Genomic DNA, 16,232 nt, shown 5'->3' on the forward strand with positions numbered 1-16,232 from the left:
CATGGGGCTCAGATGCTGATGCCGCGGGCGCGCAGATAGCTCAGCGGATTGATGTCCGAACCATAGGCGGGCCCGGTGCGCACCTCGAAGTGCAGATGCGGACCGGTGGTGTTCCCGGTCGAGCCCGAACGGCCGATCTGCTGACCGACGTTGACGCCCTGCCCGGCGCGCACCGACAGCTGGGACAGGTGCGCGTACTGGCTGTACTTGCCGTCCGGGTGCCGGATGACCACCTCGTACCCGTACGCGTCCGCCCAGCCCGCCGAGACCACCTGGCCGGTGGCGACGGCCTTCACCGAGGTGCCGACGCCCACCGGGAAGTCGATGCCGGTGTGATGGCCGCTCGACCAGCTGGACCCGGACGCGCGGTAGGAGGTGGTGGGGCTGACGCCGCTCACCGGAGCGGTGAAGCCGCTGGCGGCGGCGGGCTTCGCGGCGGGCTTGCTCGCACGCCGCTCGGTGTGGCGCGGTGCGGCCTTGGGCTTGGCCTTCGCCTCGGGCTGGGCTCTGTTTTTGGCCTGGGGCTTCGCCTCCGGCTTGGCCTTCGCCGCGGGCTCGGCCTTGGCGTCCGGCGTGGCCTTGGTCCCGCTCAGGGAGAGCTTCTGGCCGGGGTAGATCAGATCGGGGTCGCCGCCCACCGTCGCGCGGTTGCTCTCGTAGAGCGCGTGCCAGCCGCCGTTCACATCCTGCGCGTCGGCGATCCGGGACAGGGTGTCGCCGTTGACCACCACATAGGGGCCGGATTTCGTGGTCGCGTTGCCCGGCAGGCTGGTGGGCGTCGGCTTGCTGTGCCGCACCCGCTCGGCGGTGTTCGCGCGCTCCTTGGCCACCGCCTTGACGACCTTCGGCGCGCTCTGGGGTGCGCTCTGCGGCGCGGGGCCGCCCTGCGCCAGACCGGCCTTCCCCGAGCACACCGGCCACGCCCCCGGCCCCTGGGCGTCGAGCACCTTCTCGGCGACGGCGATCTGCTGGGCCCTGGTGGCCTGATCGGCCCGCGCCGCGTAGGCGGTGCCCCCGTACGCCTCCCAGGTGCTCTGGGTGAACTGCAGCCCGCCGTAGAAGCCGTTCCCGCTGTTGATGTCCCAGTTGTTCGTGGACTCGCACTGGGCGACCTTGTCCCAGGTCTCGCTGGAGGCGGCGTTCGCGCCCGCGGCGGCGACGAGGGGGAGTGCGATACCGGCGCCGCCCGCCGTGACGCTCAGCGAGGCACGGGAGATGCGGTTGGGCTTGTAACGGCGGTGGCGTCCCCGTAAGGGCATGGACGGCTCCTTCTCCTGCTGCCTGTGCGGTGCTGCCCGTGAGGCGGGCTACCAAAGCGGGCCAAACATAAGGGGCCCGATTTGGCCACAACAAGAGGGAGTTCACACCGAAAAAGGGCCACAGCGCGCTGTGCTGCGGCCCTCCCTCGGTGGTGTGATGTGCATCACATGAATTCGGTCGGTGGTTCAAGTGGGACACAGGGTGACTGCCCCGCGCCTCCGCGTCCCACCACCCCCACGTGTCACATCCGTACCGCCAGCGACAGCGCGAAGCGGCCCTCGGCGTCGGTCCACCAGCGCCGCGACTCCAGCCCCGCGGTGGCCAGTTCGGTCCGCACCTTCTCCTCCCGGAACTTCGCGGACACCTCGGTACGGACCTCCTCCCCGGCCGCGAAGGACACCGCGAGATCCAGCGCGGGGATCTTCACGGTGAGGTCCTTGCGGGCGCGCAGCCGCATCTCGATCCATTCCCGCTCGGCATCCCACACCGCCACATGGTCGAAGTCCGCGGGGTCGACCTCGGCGCCCAGTTCGCGGTCGAGGACCCTGAGCACGTTCTTGTTGAACTCCGCGGTGACGCCCTGCGCGTCGTCGTACGCGGCGACGAGCGTGGCCTCGTCCTTGACCAGGTCGGTCCCGAGCAGCAGCGCGTCTCCCGGCGACAGCAGGGCGCCCACCGAGGCCAGGAACGCCGCCCGCTCGGGCGGCAGCAGATTGCCGACCGTGCCGCCGAGGAACGCCAGCAGGCGCGGCCCCGGAAGGCCGTCGGGCAGCGCGAGCCCGCCGAGGAAGTCGGCGACCAGCGCGTGCACCGTCAGCTCCGGATGGTCGGCGAGCAGGGCGTGCCCGGCCAGCTCCAGAGCGCTTTCGCTCACATCCACCGGAACGTAGGCGTGCAGATCCGGCAGCGCCTCGATCAGATGGCGGGTCTTTTCGGAGGACCCGGAGCCCAGCTCGATCAGGGTCCGGGCACCGGTGGCGTCCGCGATCTCCGCCGCGCGTGCGATGAGGATCTCCCGCTCCGCGCGCGTCGGGTAGTACTCGGGCAGCCGGGTGATCTCCTCGAAGAGTTCGCTGCCCCGCGCGTCGTAGAACCACTTCGGCGGCAGCTGTTTGGGGGTGCGGGTCAGCCCGTCGGCGACATCGGCGCGCAGGGCCGCGGCCGTGGCGTCGGCGGGCAGGGTGCGGGTGACGCTGAAGGGGCTCACGCGGAACCCTCCTTGAGTGCGGTGAGGAGTACGTCGGAGCGGGTGGCGGTGAGCAGCGTGCGGTCGGGGACCTCGGTCCACCGCGGATCGTCGTCGTACGGCTCGGAGGCGACCACGACCGCCCGGTCCGGGCCGGTCAGGTACCAGAGCGTGTCGCCCCAGGCCGTGGCGGCGATCGTCTCCCCGTCGACGAGCAGCAGATTGAGCCGCGAACCGGGTGCGGCGGCGGCCACCGCCTCGGTGGTCCGGGCCAGCGCCTCGCCCGGCTCGTAGCCCACCCGCAGCGCGTGCAGCGTCAGTGCCCACACGAGCGCCGAGTCGCAGCGCGCCTCCAGCCCGAGCAGATCGGCGGACGGCAGGGACTCGGCGAGCCCCGCGAGCGAATGCGGCCAGCCGCGGACGGCCCCGTTGTGGCTGAACAGCCAGGCGCCGGAGGCGAAGGGCGAGGCGCCCGCCTCGCCGTCGGCGCTCGCCACGGTCGCGTCCCGCACCGCGCCCATCAGCGCCCCGGTCCGTACCACCCGGGCGAGATCGGCGAACGACAGGTCGCCCCAGATGGGCCCGGCGCGCCGGTAGCGCGCGGGCACCGGGTCGCCCGGCGCGTACCAGCCGACGCCGAACCCGTCGGCGTTCACGGTGCCGTGCGCCTGCCGCCGCGGCGCCCAGGACTGCGTGAACAGGCTGTGCTCGGGGGCGATGACGACCTCGCCGATGGGCTTCTCGGGCCCCAGATACGCCAGATGCCTACACACCGGCGCCCCCGGTGAGCCCCCGTGTTCCGGCGCGTCGGCGCGCGCTCATGAGACCTCCGCCGGGGACGCGTCGCGGGCGGTGCGGAACCCCGAGAAGATCTGGCGGCGGACCGGCAGGTCCCAGTTGCGGAACGTGCCGCGGCAGGCGACCGCGTCCACCGCGAAGGAGCCGCCGCGCAGCACCTTGTGCCCCGGCCCGAAGAAGACCTGGGAGTACTCGGGGTACGGGAAGACGGAGAACCCCGGGTAGGGCAGGAAATCGCTCGACGTCCACTCCCACACGTCCCCGATCAGCTGCCGCACGCCCATCGCCGAGGCGCCCCGCGGATAGCTGCCCGCCGGCGAGGGCCGCAGATGGCGCTGGCCGAGGTTGGCGTGGTCGGGGGTGGGATCCTCGTCGCCCCAGGGGTAGCGCCGGGAGCGGCCGGCTGCCGGGTCGTGGCGGGCGGCCTTCTCCCACTCCTCCTCGCTGGGCAGCCGTCGCCCGGCCCAGCGGGCGTAGGCGTCCGCCTCGTACCAGCTCACATGGACCACCGGCTCAGCGGGCGGCACCGGCTCGGTCACCCCGAAGCGGCGGCGCAGCCACTGGCCGCCCTCGCGCCGCCAGAACAGCGGGGCGCGCAGGGCGTGCTCCTGGATGTGGGCCCAGCCCTCGGCGGTCCACCAGCGCCGCTCGGTGTAGCCGCCGTCTTCGATGAAGTGCGCGTACGCGCCGTTGGTCACCGGGGTGGTGTCGATGAAGAAGGGCGGCACCAGCCGGTGGTGGGCGGGGCGCTCGTTGTCCAGCGCCCAGGGCTCGGACGAGGTGCCCATGGTGAACGGGCCGCCCGGGACCAGCACCTCTTCCGGCAGGACGTCACCGGAGGTGTCGGGCGGCGGCGGGGCGGTGAGGGCCGTCGGGCCGCGGCGCAGCTGATGGGTGATGAGCATGGTCTCGTCGTGCTGCTGCTCATGCTGCGCGATCATGCCGAAGGCGAAGGCCGCGTCGACCAGCGGGGCACCGCGCAGCTCGCTCCGCTCAAGGATGTCGAGCACCCGGTCGCGTACGTCCGCGACATAGCCGCGGGCCTCGGCGGGCGCCAGCAGCGGCAGCGAGGGGCGCGAAGCGCGCGGATGCTCGAACGCGTCGTACACCGAGTCGATCTCGGGGCGCAGGGCGTCCTGTCCGCCGACGGCGCGCAGCAGCCACTGCTCCTCCTGGTTGCCGATGTGCGCCAGGTCCCAGACCAGCGGCGACATCAGGGGGGAGTGCTGGGCGGTGAGGTCGTCTTCGTCCACGCAGGTGGTGAGGGTGTGGGTACGGTCGCGCGCGGTGCGCAGAACCGTTTCGGCGCGCTGTCGCAGCGCCTCGGGGTCGAGTGCGGGGCCGGAAACGGTCATGACCGTTCCTCCTTCCCGGGAAGGGGGGCGAGCAGATCGTCGGCCGGACACCGGCCGCGGGCGACATAGCGGTCCGCGAAGCCGGCGACGGCGGATACGACGGCGGGGGTGGCCCCGATCCGGGGCAGCGCCTCCAGCGCCGTGGCGAAGCAGGCCACGGCGGCGCTGCGCAGTTCGGGGTCGGTCAGGGCGTCACGGGTCGCCGTCATCCACAGCGGATTGCAGGGCGCGGGCCGGGCGCCCGCCGTCTCGGCGAGCGGCTTCACCACGCGGTAGACGGTCTCCGCGGCCTCGGGGTCGTCGAAGAGCGCCACCGTCACGGCGAGCGGCACGATCCACCCGTCGTCGCCGCTCTGCGCGTCGATCATGCGCAGTTCGAGGTGGCCGCGCGGGCGGACGGGCGGAAAGAGGGTCGAGACATGGAAGTCGAGGTCGTCCTGAGTGGGCGGCCGCGGCAGACCGGTACGGGCCCACTGCCGGAAGGTGAGGCCGTCCGGCACCGCCCAGCGCGTGCCGTCGTCCCGGATGGCCATCACGGGCGCGTCCAGCACGTATCCGGCCCAGGCGGAGCGCGGATCCTTGCCGTCGGGCGGGGCCAGCGTGCGCCCGGGGTCCATCGCCGCCCACAGCGCCTGCCGGGTGGAGCGGAAGCCGGTCGGGCGGCCCTCGCGCAGCGGGGAGTTGGCGAACGCGGCGGTCAGCACGGCGCCCAGCAGATGGGCCAGCCGCCAGCGCCGCCCGAGGCCCAGCGGGCCGGGCTCCTCCTGTCCGGCGTCCACGCAGACCTGCACGGACGCGGTGTTGCACATCATGGAGCGCCCCGCCGGTCCCCGGCGGTTGAAATAGGTCTCCATGGAGTCGTAGCGGGGTGTGGTGAGAATCCTGCGCGGCGGGCGCCAGGGGTCGTGTCCATGACCGGCGATGCCGAGGCCCAGCTCGGCGAGGAGCGCGCGGACGAGGACCAGGTCGGCGGCGGCGGACTCCACACACGCGGTGAGGGAGTCGGCCGGGAGGGAGCTGAGCTCCACCTGGCCGCCGGGTTCGAAGGTGAGCGCGGACGCGAGCCTCAGTCCGCGCAGGGCGGTGACCGCGGCGTTCAGCCGGGCCGCCTCGACGGGTCGTGCGGGGTCGTGCGGGTCGTACAGGAGCCATTCGAGCTCGACGCCGATCCGTCGTGGGGGACCGGTCTTGAAACAGATGCCGTGGAGTCTGGCCTCCATCTCGGCCTCGTCGATCGCTTTGCTGTCGGGCACAGCCGTCATCTCCCGTCCCGTTCCGGCCATCGGATCGCTGTGATACGAACCGATATGTCGGCGCCCACTCTTGTCCGTCGAGGTCCCGGGCTCAAGGGTGCCTCCAGAGTTGCACAAGAGTTCACCGCGCGCCGGGCGGGAAGGCAGGATGGCTGAAGCCTCGGCGCGAGCCGGTTCCCCTGCTCGTACCGACTGGTTAGTATGTGCGCCCCGACGCGTTACCGCGCCCCTACCGCAAGCCTTTGGAGGCCACCGGATGCAGGCATGGCGAGTGCACGACAATGGCGAGCCGCGTGAGGTGATGCGCCTCGACGACGTGCCGGATCCGGTGGCCGGGCCCGGGGAACTGCTCCTGCGGGTCCGGGCCGTCAACGTCAACTTCCCGGACGCCCTGCTGTGCCGCGGTCACTACCAGGTGCGGCCGCCCATGCCGTTCACCCCGGGCGTCGAGCTGTGCGGTGAGATCGTCGCCCTCGGCGAGGGGGCGCAGGGCCAGGTGGGCGCGCGCGTCCTGGCCACCCCCACGCTCCCCATGGGCGGCTTCGCCGAGTACGTGACCGTCGACGCGGCCACCGTGCTCCCGGCGCCCGACGCACTGGACGACGCCCAGGCCGCGGCCATGCACATCGGCTACCAGACGGGCTGGTTCGGACTGCACCGCCGGGCCGGGCTGCGGGCCGGGGACACGCTGCTGGTGCACGCCGCCGCGGGCGGCGTCGGCAGTGCCGCCGTCCAGCTCGGCAAGGCGACCGGGGCACGGGTGATCGGCGTCGTCGGTGGCGAGGACAAGGCCCGGGTCGCCCGCGAACTGGGCTGCGACGTGGTGCTCGACCGGCGCGGCGACGACATCGTGGCCGCGGTCAAGGAGGCCACCGGCGGACGCGGCGCCGACGTCGTCTACGACCCGGTCGGCGGCGACGCCTTCGCCCAGTCCGTCAAATGCATCGCCTTCGAGGGCCGGATCGTGGTGGTCGGCTTCGCCAGCGGCGTCGTCCCGCAGGCCGCCCTCAACCACGCCCTGGTCAAGAACTACGCCATCCTCGGCCTCCACTGGGGCCTGTACAACACCAACGACCCCGCCGCGATCCGCGCCTGCCACGATGAGCTGACCAAGCTCGCCGCCCAGGGCATCGTCAAACCGCTGGTCAGCGAGCGGGTGCCGATGGAAGGGGCCGCCGACGCCGTGCAGCGCGTCGCCGACGGTGTGACCACCGGCCGCGTCGTGGTCGTCCCCGGACAGCCCGCGGGAGGCGCCCGATGAGCACCCCTGAGACCGCGCAGGACACCACCGCCGTGGACGCCGACGGACTGCGGAGCCGCACCCGCGCGCTCCTCGCCGCCCACCCACCGGCCACCACCGACCGTCTGGACTTCCTGCGCGCCCGCTTCGACGCCGGACTCGCCTGGGTGCACTACCCGGTGGGGCTGGGCGGCCTCGACGCCCCCCGCTCGCTCCAGGCCGTCGTGGACGCCGAACTCGAGGCCGCCGACGCACCCGACAACGACCCCCGCCGCATCGGCATCGGCCTCGGCATGGCCGCCCCCACCATCCTCGGCTTCGGCACCGAGGAGCAGCGGCAGCGGCTGCTGCGCCCGCTGTGGACCGGCGAGGAGGTGTGGTGCCAGCTCTTCAGCGAGCCCGGCGCCGGATCCGACCTCGCCGCACTCGCCACCCGGGCGGTGCGCGACGGCGACGACTGGGTGGTCGACGGACAGAAGGTCTGGACGTCCAGCGCACACCTCGCCCGCTGGGCCATCCTCATCGCCCGCACCGACCCCGACCTGCCCAAACACCGCGGCATCAGCTACTTCGTCTGCGACATGACCGACCCCGGTGTCGAGGTCAGGCCCCTGCGCCAGATCACCGGCGAGGCCGAGTTCAACGAGGTCTTCCTGACCGGTGTACGCATCCCCGACAGCCGCCGCCTCGGCGAGATCGGCGAGGGCTGGCGGGTCGCCCAGACCACCCTGATGAACGAGCGCGTCGCCATCGGCGGCGGCCGGATCCCCCGCGAGGGCGGCATGATCGGCCTGGTCTCCGAGACCTGGCGCGACTGCCCCGACCTGCGCACCCACGATCTGCACCAGCGGCTGCTGCGGCTATGGGTGGACGCCGAGGCCGCCCGGCTCGCGGGCGAGCGGCTGGGCCAGCAACTCGCCGTCGGGCAGCCCGGCCCCGAGGGCTCGGCCATGAAGCTCGCCTTCGCCCGGCTCAACCAGGAGATCAGCGCCCTGGACGTCGAACTGCTGGGGGACGAGGGCCTGCTCTACGACGACTGGACGCTGCGCCGCCCCGAACTGGTCGACTTCACCGGACGCGAGGCCGGTTACCGCTACCTGCGCGCCAAGGGCAACTCCATCGAGGGCGGCACCTCCGAGGTCCTGCTCAACATCATCGCCGAACGCGTCCTGGGCCTGCCGCCCGAGCCGCGGACCGACAAGGACCTCCCGTGGAAGGATCTGCCCCGATGAGCACCCCGGACCTGCTCTACACCGAGGCCGAGGACGATCTGCGCGCCGCCGTGCGGTCGCTGCTCACCGACCGCTGCCCGCCCGCCACCGTGCTCTCCGAGGCCGAGAGCGGCCGGGCGCACGACCCCGGGCTGTGGCGCTCACTGGGCACCGAGATGGGCACGGCCGGTCTGCTCGTGCCCGACAAGCTCGGCGGACAGGGCGCCACCGCGCGCGAGGCGGCGGTCGTGATGGAGGAGCTGGGCCGGGCCGTCGCGCCCGTGCCGTACCTCACCAGCGCCGTCCTCGCGGTCGGCGCCGTGCTGGCCTGCGACACCGGCGAGGCCGCCGTCGCGCGGCTGCTCGGCGCCCTCGCCGAAGGCCGTACGGTCGGCGCGCTGGCGGTCCCCGCGGCCACCACGCCCGGCGGTACCGCCCCGGCCGCGACCGTGCGGGTGGACGGCGACGGGACGCTCAGCGGCCGGATCACCCATGTCGCGGGCGCGGCGGGCGCCGACGTACTGCTCGTCCCCGCCGACGGACCGGACGGCTACGGCCTGTACGCCGTGGAGACCACGGAAACCAGCGTCTCCGTGGAGCCCCTGACCTCGCTCGACCTCACCCGGCCCGTCGCCGCGGTGACCCTCACCGGCGCCCCCGCGCGCCGACTGGCCGGGCCCGAGCGCGCGCAGGACGCCGTCGTACGGGCGCTGCTGACCGGCGCCGGACTGCTCGCCTCGGAGCAGCTCGGCGTGGCCGAGTGGTGTCTGACCGAGACCGTCCGGCACACCAAGGAGCGCCATCAGTTCGGCCGCCCCGTCGGGTCGTTCCAGGCGCTCAAGCACCGGATGGCGGCGCTCTGGCTGGAGCTGGTCTCGGCCCGCGCCACCGCCCGGCACGCCGCCGACGCGCTGGCCGCCGACAGCCCGGACATCCCCGTAGCGGTGGCCGTGGCGCAGGCGTACTGCGGGCAGGTGGCGGTGCACGCGGCCGAGGAGTGCGTGCAGCTGCACGGCGGCATCGGCATGACCTGGGAGCACCCGGCGCACCTCTACCTCAAGCGGGCCAAGAGCGCCGAGACGCTGCTCGGCACCCCGGGCCGCCACCGCCAGGCACTCGCCGCCCTGGTGGACCTCCCGGCCCCCACCCCCTGACCGGTCGGTGCTCGGTGGATCCGCCCCGCAGCGGGCCGGGTTCACCGAGCACCGCGGGCACCCGGAGGTCGAACGGGAGATCGGCACTCGTATGGAGCACCCGCTTCGAGTGGATTCAGGGCGATTCTGGGCCACACTGACGGCCGGATCCCGATCCCCTGAAGCGGCCCAGGAGGCTCCCCATGGCCATTTCGATCTCCGTGGTCCTGCTCCTGCTGATCCTGGCGGTGGTCTTCCTGCGCAGCGGCGGGCTGCGCGTCTCGCACGCACTGGTATGCGTCACGCTGGGCTTCTACCTGGCGAGCAGCAGCATCGCGCCCACCATCTCCGAGGGCCTGTCCGCGACCGCGGACGTGGTCAGCAGCGTCCGCCCCTGACCGGCGCCCGCGGTCGCGCTAGTGCTACCGCTCAGCGGCCGATCTCGACGTCCTCCAGAACGCCCAGGGCGTCGGGCACCAGAACGGCCGCCGAGTAGTAGGCGCTCACCAGATACGACGTCACGGCCTGCTCGTTGATGCCCATGAACCGCACGTTCAGACTGGGCTCGTACTCATCCGGAATGCCCGTCTGGTGCAGCCCGATGACGCCCTGGCTCTCCTCCCCGGTGCGCAGCGCGAGGATCGAGCTGGTGCCGGACTCGCTCACCGGAATCTTGTTGCAGGGCAGCAGCGGCACCCCGCGCCAGGCGCGCACCGCGACCCCCGCCACCTCGGCGCCCTGCGGGTACAGCCCCCGGCTGCTGCACTCTCGCCCGAAGGCGGCGATGGTGCGCGGATGCGCCAGCAGATACTGCGTCTTACGGCGGCGGGCCAGCAGCTCGTCCAGATCGTCCGGGGTGGGCGGGCCGCTGCGGGTGTGGATGCGCTGGGGGAGGGCGGCGTTGTGGAGCAGGCCGAACTCCTTGTTGTTCACGAGCTCGTGTTCCTGGCGCTCGCGCAGTGCCTCGATGGTCAGTCGGAGCTGCTGCTCGACCTGGTTCATCGGCTCGTTGTAGAGGTCGGCGACGCGGGTGTGGACGCGCAGGATGGTCTGGGCGACGCTCAGCTCGTACTCACGCGGCTTCAGCTCGTACTCGGCGAACGTCCCCGGCAGCGTCGGCTCCCCCGTATGGCCGGAGGTGACCGCGATATCGGCCTCGCCCCGCCGGTTCTGCGGGGGCGCGGTCCGCTCGGACGCCTCCTGGAGATGGCCGCGCAGCGCCTCGGAGCGGTCGGCGGTCTCCTGGAAGACCCGTCGGGGGAGGGTGAGCACCGTGGTCCGGGTGACGGCCCGCGCGGTGAACTCCCAGGTGCCCTCCGGCCCGGTCAGCACCGAGTCGCCGAAGAACTCCCCGTCGGCCAGCAGCCCCAGCGCCGTGCCCTCGTCGTACGCCCCGGGCGCGATCTGCCGGACCTTGCCATGGGCGATGAGGTACACCTGATCGGCCGGGCGCCCCGCCTCGACCAGCACATCGCCGGGCGCGTACTCCCGCTGCACGCAGCCGTCCGCCAGCGCCTCCAGCACCGAGGTGTCGCCGAAGCCGCGCAGCGTCGGCAGCTCACCCAGCTCCGGCGGAATCACCCGCACCTCGGATCCGGTGCTGATGAACTCGATCCGTCCGTCCCCGACCGTGTAGCTGAGCCGCCGGTTCACCCGGTACGTACCGGCCGACACCTGGACCCAGGGCAGCACGCGCAGCAGCCACCGGGAGGATTTGGCCTGCATCTGCGGCACGGACTTGGTCGTGGTCGCCAGATTCCGGGCGGCGGCCGTTCCCAGGCTCAGCGGCTGCTCACCGGACTCCACGGAGGTGGTCATCTGTGTTCATCACCCATTTCGGTAGAGGGAGGGGGCGTTGCGGGAGGCGATACGGGCGGCCCGTGGTGGGGCCGCCGGACCATCAGAGTCCGATTTCCACGTTCTCCAGGATTCCGAGCGCGTCCGGGACGAGGACGGCCGCGGAATAGTAGGCGCTGACGAGGTACGAGATGATGGCCTGGTCGTTGATTCCCATGAACCGGACGGAAAGGCTCGGTTGGTATTCGTCCGGAATTCCGGTCCGGTGGAGCCCGATGACGCCCTGGTTCTCCTCCCCGGTGCGCAGCGCGAGGATCGAGCTGACCCCGCTGCGACTCACCGGAATCTTGTTGCACGGGAAGATGGGCACCCCGCGCCAGGCCGGTACCGCGTGCCCGTTCACCTCGGCGTGCTGCGGGACGATGCCCCGGCTGTTCAGCTCGCGGCCGATCGCCGCGATGGCCCGCGGGTGGGCCAGGATCAGCCCCGGGTCCTTCCAGACGGTGGCCAGCAGCGCGTCGAGGTCGTCGGGGGTGGGCGGGCCGCCGCGGGTGTGGATGCGCTGGGAGAGGTCGGCGTTGTGCAGCAGGCCGATGTCGGGGTTGTTGACGAGCTCGTGTTCCTGGCGCTCGCGCAGTGCCTCGATGGTCAGCCGGAGCTGCTGCTCGACCTGGTTCATCGGCTCGTTGTAGAGGTCGGCGACGCGGGTGTGGACGCGCAGGATGGTCTGGGCCACGCTCAGCTCGTACTCACGCGGCTTCAGCTCGTACTCCGCGAACGTCCCCGGCAGCGCCGGTTCGCCCGCGTGCCCCGAGGTCAGCTCGATAGACGCCTCACCGTGCTCGTTCTGCGCGGCAACCGGCGCCGCGCGCACCGCCTCCACATGCGCCCGCAGCTCCCGGGAGCGGTCCAACTGCTCCTCGAACTCCTGCCGGGACAGGGTCAGCGCCGTGCAGGAGGTGACCGCCTTGACTGTGATGCCCCAGCTGCCGGGCTCGACGGCGGCCAGCTCCCGCTCGCCGAAGTGGTCGCCCCCGGCTGCCGAGCCGACCACCGAGGGCTCGTCGAACGCCCCCTCGGCCAGCTTGTCGACCTTGCCGTGGGCGAGCAGGACCAGCTCGTCGGCCGGGCGCCCGGCCTCCACCAGCAGCTCCCCGGGGGCGAACTCGCGCTGGGTGAAGCGGTCCGCCAGCGCTTCGAGCACCGCGGTGTCCTCGAAGGCGCGCAACAGCGGCAGCTCGCGCAGCTCGACGGGGATGACCCGCACCGACGACCCGGTGGTGGTGAACTCCACCCGCCCGTCACCCAGCGTGTGCGACGCCCGGCGGTTCACCCGGTACGAACCGCCGGGCACCTGCACCCACGGCAGCATGCGCAGCAGCCACCGCGAGGTGACGCCCTGCATCTGCGGAACGGACTTTGTCGTCGTCGCCAGATTCCGTGCCGCCTCCGTGCCCAGACTTGTGGGCGGCTGCGGATTGCCGATACCGGAACCTGATTCAACGGACGTCGTCATCGTGAATGCTCACCCATCCCTGTACGGACTTGAAGAGATATTCCGCTCGAAGCAACTGCCAAGCTATCAGCGGATTTTGGGCTGTGCATTCACTCAAAAGAGTGTCCCACCAGGGGTTTGCGGAATTACTGCCGGGTGAATACTCCGATCCCATTCGGGACCGGCCTCTCGGCGCCGCCGGAGGGATGGTTGCGCGCCGTCGTCCGTGCGCCGTCCGGCTCACGCGTCACGAGCGTGGACGAGCCACCACCGTCCAGATCGACCGCCTCCTCGGCTCCGGTGTCGCGCATGACGTCCGCGAGTTCACCGAGGGTCAGTCCCCTGCGGTAGGCGGGGCCGCCGTCCAGCGCCAGCAGATACAGCCGGTGACCGCCGTCGGCGATGCCCGCCGAGGTGCGGACCGCCGCGGTGGCCGGGTCCAGCCCGGCGAGCGGGCGGCCGTCCCGGACGATCGGAAAGCCGCCGACCGCGAACGTGAACGGTGTCCGCTCCGTGCCCTCCAGTCGGTGTTCGACGCGCACCCGGTCGCCGACCCGCAGCGCGCGCAAGCCCCGCGCGCCTGCCTCGCGCCCCACCAGGACGACCGTGTCCGGTGCGATCGCGCCCTCGCCCGGGGCGGCCGCGACCCGGGCGACCACGCCCCGGCGCACGGTCACTTCGTAGGTCTCCTTGGTGCAGGGCGCCGCCCGGTCGGTGTCCGTCCCGCAGGCCGCGCGGGCCCGGGAGACGGTCCCCCAGCCGGAGGTGTACGCGCCGACGCCGTCCTCCGCCACCGCGTACTGGTTGAACCCGCGCAGCGGCAGCGTGGCCTTCCGGGCTTCCACCGTGCCCCGCGGCGTCAGCCTGCCGAGCCGGGCCACGTGGTCCGCGCCCAGGCCGAGTACGTCCTCCGTGGAGGTGCCGGGAGGCAGCGCCGGTCCGGAGCGCTGGCCGTCCGGCACTGCCGACTTGAGCGCCGCCCCGTCCGCCACCGCCGGGCCGACCGGGGCGCCCGTGGCCCGCACGCCCGGGTGCTGGGTTTCGGACATGTGGAAGAAGTCGCCGTTCACGGCGGCGACCGCGCCGCGCTCGTCGGCCATGCCGGAGACGGGCTTCCGGGCGGCGACCGCGCCCGCGGTCAACAGATCGAGCGAGATGCCCGGTTCGCGTAGATCGATGGAGAGCAGATGGCCGTATGCCGTGCCGTGCGAGGCGGCCACGGTGAACGTCCGGTATGCGACACCCGGCGCGATTGCGGCGCTTGTGCCGAAGTGCGGCGCACGGGCTTCGGCGTGCGCCGGTGTCGCCCCGGCCGCGTCCGTGCCGACCAGTGCGGCCCACGCCAGCGCCACCGCCGCCGTCCGGACCCGGATTCCCTGTCCACGTCCCGTCATGGCGCTGTGTCCCGTCATGGCGCGTGCCCCTTCTCCCAGCCGTTCCCTCAACCGATCCCGTCGCCACCGGACTTCGCCGCCCGCCGCCGGGACCGCGAAAACGGCGTGGAAATGGCCGGGGACCACCTGCGGAACTCTTCGCACGCCCCTGCCCATGGGGACCGCGGCCCCCGATACTCACTGGCGTCCGAACGCGCACATCCGGCACCACGCCGGAACGAGAGCCGGGAGGCCCCATGGTCCGCCGTACACGCCGCGCCTTTGTCGTCACCCTCGGAGCCGCACTCGCGGGCGGCACCGCCGCCCCGGCGTTCGCGGACTCGACGGGCAACAGGCCCAAGCCGCCGCTGGCCAGAGCCCACGCGCACAACGACTACGAGCACCCGCACCCGCTCACCGACGCCCTGTCCCACGGCTTCGGCAGCGTCGAGGCCGACATCTGGCTGGTGGGCGACCAGTTGCTGGTCGCCCACGACGCGACCGACCTCGACCCCACCCGCACCCTGGAATCCCTCTACCTCGACCCGCTGTTCCAGCGCGTCACGGCGAACCGCGGCCGGGTCTACCGCGGCTACGACCTGTCGCTGCAACTGCTGATCGACATCAAGACCCCCGGCGGGGCCACCTACCTCGAACTCGCCAAGCGGCTGCGGCGCTACAGCCGGATGTTCAGCACCGCCTACGGCGGCGTCGGCGGCCGGGTGCGGCGCGGCGCGGTGACCGCCGTCATCTCGGGCGACCGGGGAGCGCGCGCCCCCATGGAGGCCGAGAAGGTGCGCCACGCCTTCTACGACGGGCGGCTCGAGGACATGGGAACCGGCGTGCCCGCCTCCTTCATCCCGCTCATCAGCGCCGACTGGACCAAGACCTTCACCTGGCAGGGCGTCGGAACGATGCCGCGGGAGGAGCGCGAGAAGCTGTACCAGATCACCGTCGCCGCCCGCGCGGCCCGGCAGAAGGTGCGCTTCTGGGCCACGCCCGACCTGGCGGGCCCGGAGCGTGACGCCGTGTGGCGCGAGCTGCTGGCCGCGCGTGTCGACTACCTCAACACCGATGACCTGGCGGGTCTGGAGGACTTCCTGCGCGGCGCTCACTGACGCGGCACGGGGTTCTCGGCGGGCGGGCCCGGCGTACCCGCGGAAACCGGTTCGCGGTACGCCGGTCCGTTCCGCCATGCTGGCCGTCATGCTCATCAGGACCGCCACCCCCGAGGACTGGCCCGCGATCTGGCCCTTCCTGTACGGCATCGTCGCCGCGGGCGAAACGTACACCTATCCGCGCGACCTGGACGAGGCCCGGGCCCGCGACATCTGGATGCTGACGCCCCCGGGCCGGACCGTCGTCGCCACCGACGCCGACGGCCGGGTGCTCGGCTCGGCCAAGATGAACCCCAATCAGATGGGGCCCGGCGCGCATGTGGCGGGCGCCAGCTTCATGGTGGCGCCCGAGAGTGGCGGACGGGGCGTCGGCCGCGCGCTCGGCGAACACGTCCTGGAGTGGGCGCGCGCCGAGGGCTACCGGGCCATGCGGTTCAACGCCGTGGTGGAGACCAACGTCCGGGCGGTCGCGCTGTGGCGTTCACTCGGCTTCGAGGTAATGGGCACCGTACCCGAGGCGTTCCACCATCCGGCGGAGGGCCACGTCGGGCTGCACATCATGCACCGCTTCCTGTGACCGCGGCCGCTTCCCTGAGCCCCGCCGGATCGTCGAGGACCGCCTGCACCACGGAGTGCGCCGCGCCCAGCAGCGGGCCGTCCGAGCCCAGCCGCGAGACCGTCACCACGCCCTGACCGGAGCGCGCCGGGTCCGCGACCCGCAGTGCCAACTCCCGCTCCAGGGCGGGCAGCAGCCAGGGCGCCAGCGGGGTGAGCGCGCCCCCGAGCACTACCGTGCGCGGGTCGAGCAGGTTCACGGCACCGGCCAGCGCGATGCCGAGCGCCGCGCCCGCACCGCGCAGCGCGCGCCGCACCCGGCGGTCGCCGTCCGCCGCCCGCTCGGCCAGCAGGGCGATCCGGCCGCCGGGCCCGGGGTGTTGCGCCGGGGGGGGGGGGGGGGGGGGGGGGGGGGGGGGGGGGGGGGAGGGGGGGGGAGGGGGGGGGGGGGGGGGGGA

Annotated in this window: 15 protein-coding genes; 6 read left to right on the plus strand and 9 right to left on the minus strand. The window is 72.9% G+C overall.

Features of this window, described 5'->3' with window-relative positions; genetic code table 11:
* Positions 1-8 precede the first annotated feature (8 nt).
* The 5 genes from ACZ59A_RS30130 to egtA form a co-directional block, all read right to left on the minus strand.
* Positions 9-1,259, minus strand: coding sequence for a transglycosylase family protein (locus tag ACZ59A_RS30130; protein ID WP_470964911.1), 1,251 nt, complete (start codon positions 1,257-1,259; stop codon positions 9-11).
* Between the two features lie 242 nt (positions 1,260-1,501).
* Complete coding sequence (gene egtD / locus ACZ59A_RS30135) at positions 1,502-2,467, minus strand: L-histidine N(alpha)-methyltransferase (protein ID WP_470964914.1); 966 nt, start codon at positions 2,465-2,467, stop codon at positions 1,502-1,504.
* Positions 2,464-3,219, minus strand: coding sequence for an ergothioneine biosynthesis protein EgtC (egtC, locus tag ACZ59A_RS30140; protein WP_470964917.1), 756 nt, complete (start codon positions 3,217-3,219; stop codon positions 2,464-2,466). The genes egtD and egtC overlap by 4 nt, the downstream gene beginning before the upstream one ends.
* A 45-nt stretch (positions 3,220-3,264) precedes the next feature.
* On the minus strand, positions 3,265-4,599 hold the full coding sequence (gene egtB, locus ACZ59A_RS30145; protein WP_470964920.1) for an ergothioneine biosynthesis protein EgtB: 1,335 nt from the start codon (positions 4,597-4,599) through the stop codon (positions 3,265-3,267).
* Entirely contained in the window at positions 4,596-5,882 is a 1,287-nt protein-coding gene (egtA, locus tag ACZ59A_RS30150; protein ID WP_470964923.1) for an ergothioneine biosynthesis glutamate--cysteine ligase EgtA, read from the minus strand. Before egtA ends, egtB begins: the two co-directional genes overlap by 4 nt.
* A gap of 226 nt (positions 5,883-6,108) precedes the next feature.
* Here egtA and ACZ59A_RS30155 point away from each other — a divergent pair, with 226 nt between their 5' ends.
* The 4 genes from ACZ59A_RS30155 (at position 6,109) to ACZ59A_RS30170 (ending at position 9,834) form a co-directional block, all read left to right on the plus strand.
* On the plus strand, positions 6,109-7,113 hold the full coding sequence (locus ACZ59A_RS30155) for an NADPH:quinone oxidoreductase family protein (RefSeq protein WP_468050206.1): 1,005 nt from the start codon (positions 6,109-6,111) through the stop codon (positions 7,111-7,113).
* Positions 7,110-8,324: an acyl-CoA dehydrogenase family protein gene (locus tag ACZ59A_RS30160; RefSeq protein ID WP_470964927.1), complete on the plus strand. Its 1,215-nt coding sequence runs from the start codon at positions 7,110-7,112 to the stop codon at positions 8,322-8,324. The genes ACZ59A_RS30155 and ACZ59A_RS30160 overlap by 4 nt, the downstream gene beginning before the upstream one ends.
* Positions 8,321-9,457 (plus strand): acyl-CoA dehydrogenase family protein, encoded by a 1,137-nt coding sequence (locus ACZ59A_RS30165; protein ID WP_470964930.1) that lies wholly within the window; start codon positions 8,321-8,323, stop codon positions 9,455-9,457. The genes ACZ59A_RS30160 and ACZ59A_RS30165 overlap by 4 nt, the downstream gene beginning before the upstream one ends.
* Before the next feature lie 182 nt (positions 9,458-9,639).
* Positions 9,640-9,834, plus strand: coding sequence for a hypothetical protein (locus tag ACZ59A_RS30170; RefSeq protein ID WP_009720740.1), 195 nt, complete (start codon positions 9,640-9,642; stop codon positions 9,832-9,834).
* Between the two features lie 31 nt (positions 9,835-9,865).
* Here the strand turns inward: ACZ59A_RS30170 and ACZ59A_RS30175 are convergent, their stop codons facing one another.
* The 3 genes from ACZ59A_RS30175 to ACZ59A_RS30185 all read right to left on the minus strand — a co-directional run bounded on the left by ACZ59A_RS30175 (position 9,866) and on the right by ACZ59A_RS30185 (position 14,122).
* Positions 9,866-11,254, minus strand: coding sequence for a family 2B encapsulin nanocompartment shell protein (locus ACZ59A_RS30175; protein ID WP_470964933.1), 1,389 nt, complete (start codon positions 11,252-11,254; stop codon positions 9,866-9,868).
* Positions 11,255-11,336: 82 nt separating this feature from the next.
* Positions 11,337-12,749 (minus strand): family 2B encapsulin nanocompartment shell protein, encoded by a 1,413-nt coding sequence (locus ACZ59A_RS30180; RefSeq protein ID WP_470964936.1) that lies wholly within the window; start codon positions 12,747-12,749, stop codon positions 11,337-11,339.
* Positions 12,750-12,874: 125 nt separating this feature from the next.
* A complete protein-coding gene (locus ACZ59A_RS30185; RefSeq protein ID WP_470965576.1) occupies positions 12,875-14,122 on the minus strand; it encodes a phosphodiester glycosidase family protein in 1,248 nt (415 codons plus the stop codon).
* 236 nt (positions 14,123-14,358) lie between these two features.
* On the opposite strand from ACZ59A_RS30185, the gene ACZ59A_RS30190 reads away from it, so the two are divergent.
* On the plus strand, positions 14,359-15,219 hold the full coding sequence (locus ACZ59A_RS30190) for a phosphatidylinositol-specific phospholipase C/glycerophosphodiester phosphodiesterase family protein (protein WP_470964939.1): 861 nt from the start codon (positions 14,359-14,361) through the stop codon (positions 15,217-15,219).
* Between the two features lie 88 nt (positions 15,220-15,307).
* Entirely contained in the window at positions 15,308-15,796 is a 489-nt protein-coding gene (locus ACZ59A_RS30195; RefSeq protein ID WP_470964942.1) for a GNAT family N-acetyltransferase, read from the plus strand.
* On the opposite strand, the gene ACZ59A_RS30200 is transcribed toward ACZ59A_RS30195, so the two are convergent.
* On the minus strand, positions 15,777-16,232 hold a 456-nt coding region (locus ACZ59A_RS30200; protein ID WP_470964945.1), incomplete at its 5' end, for an ROK family protein. The two genes, ACZ59A_RS30195 and ACZ59A_RS30200, sit on opposite strands and share 20 nt — an antisense overlap.

The sequence above is a fragment of the Streptomyces sp. NPDC040405 genome, assembly GCF_055595765.1.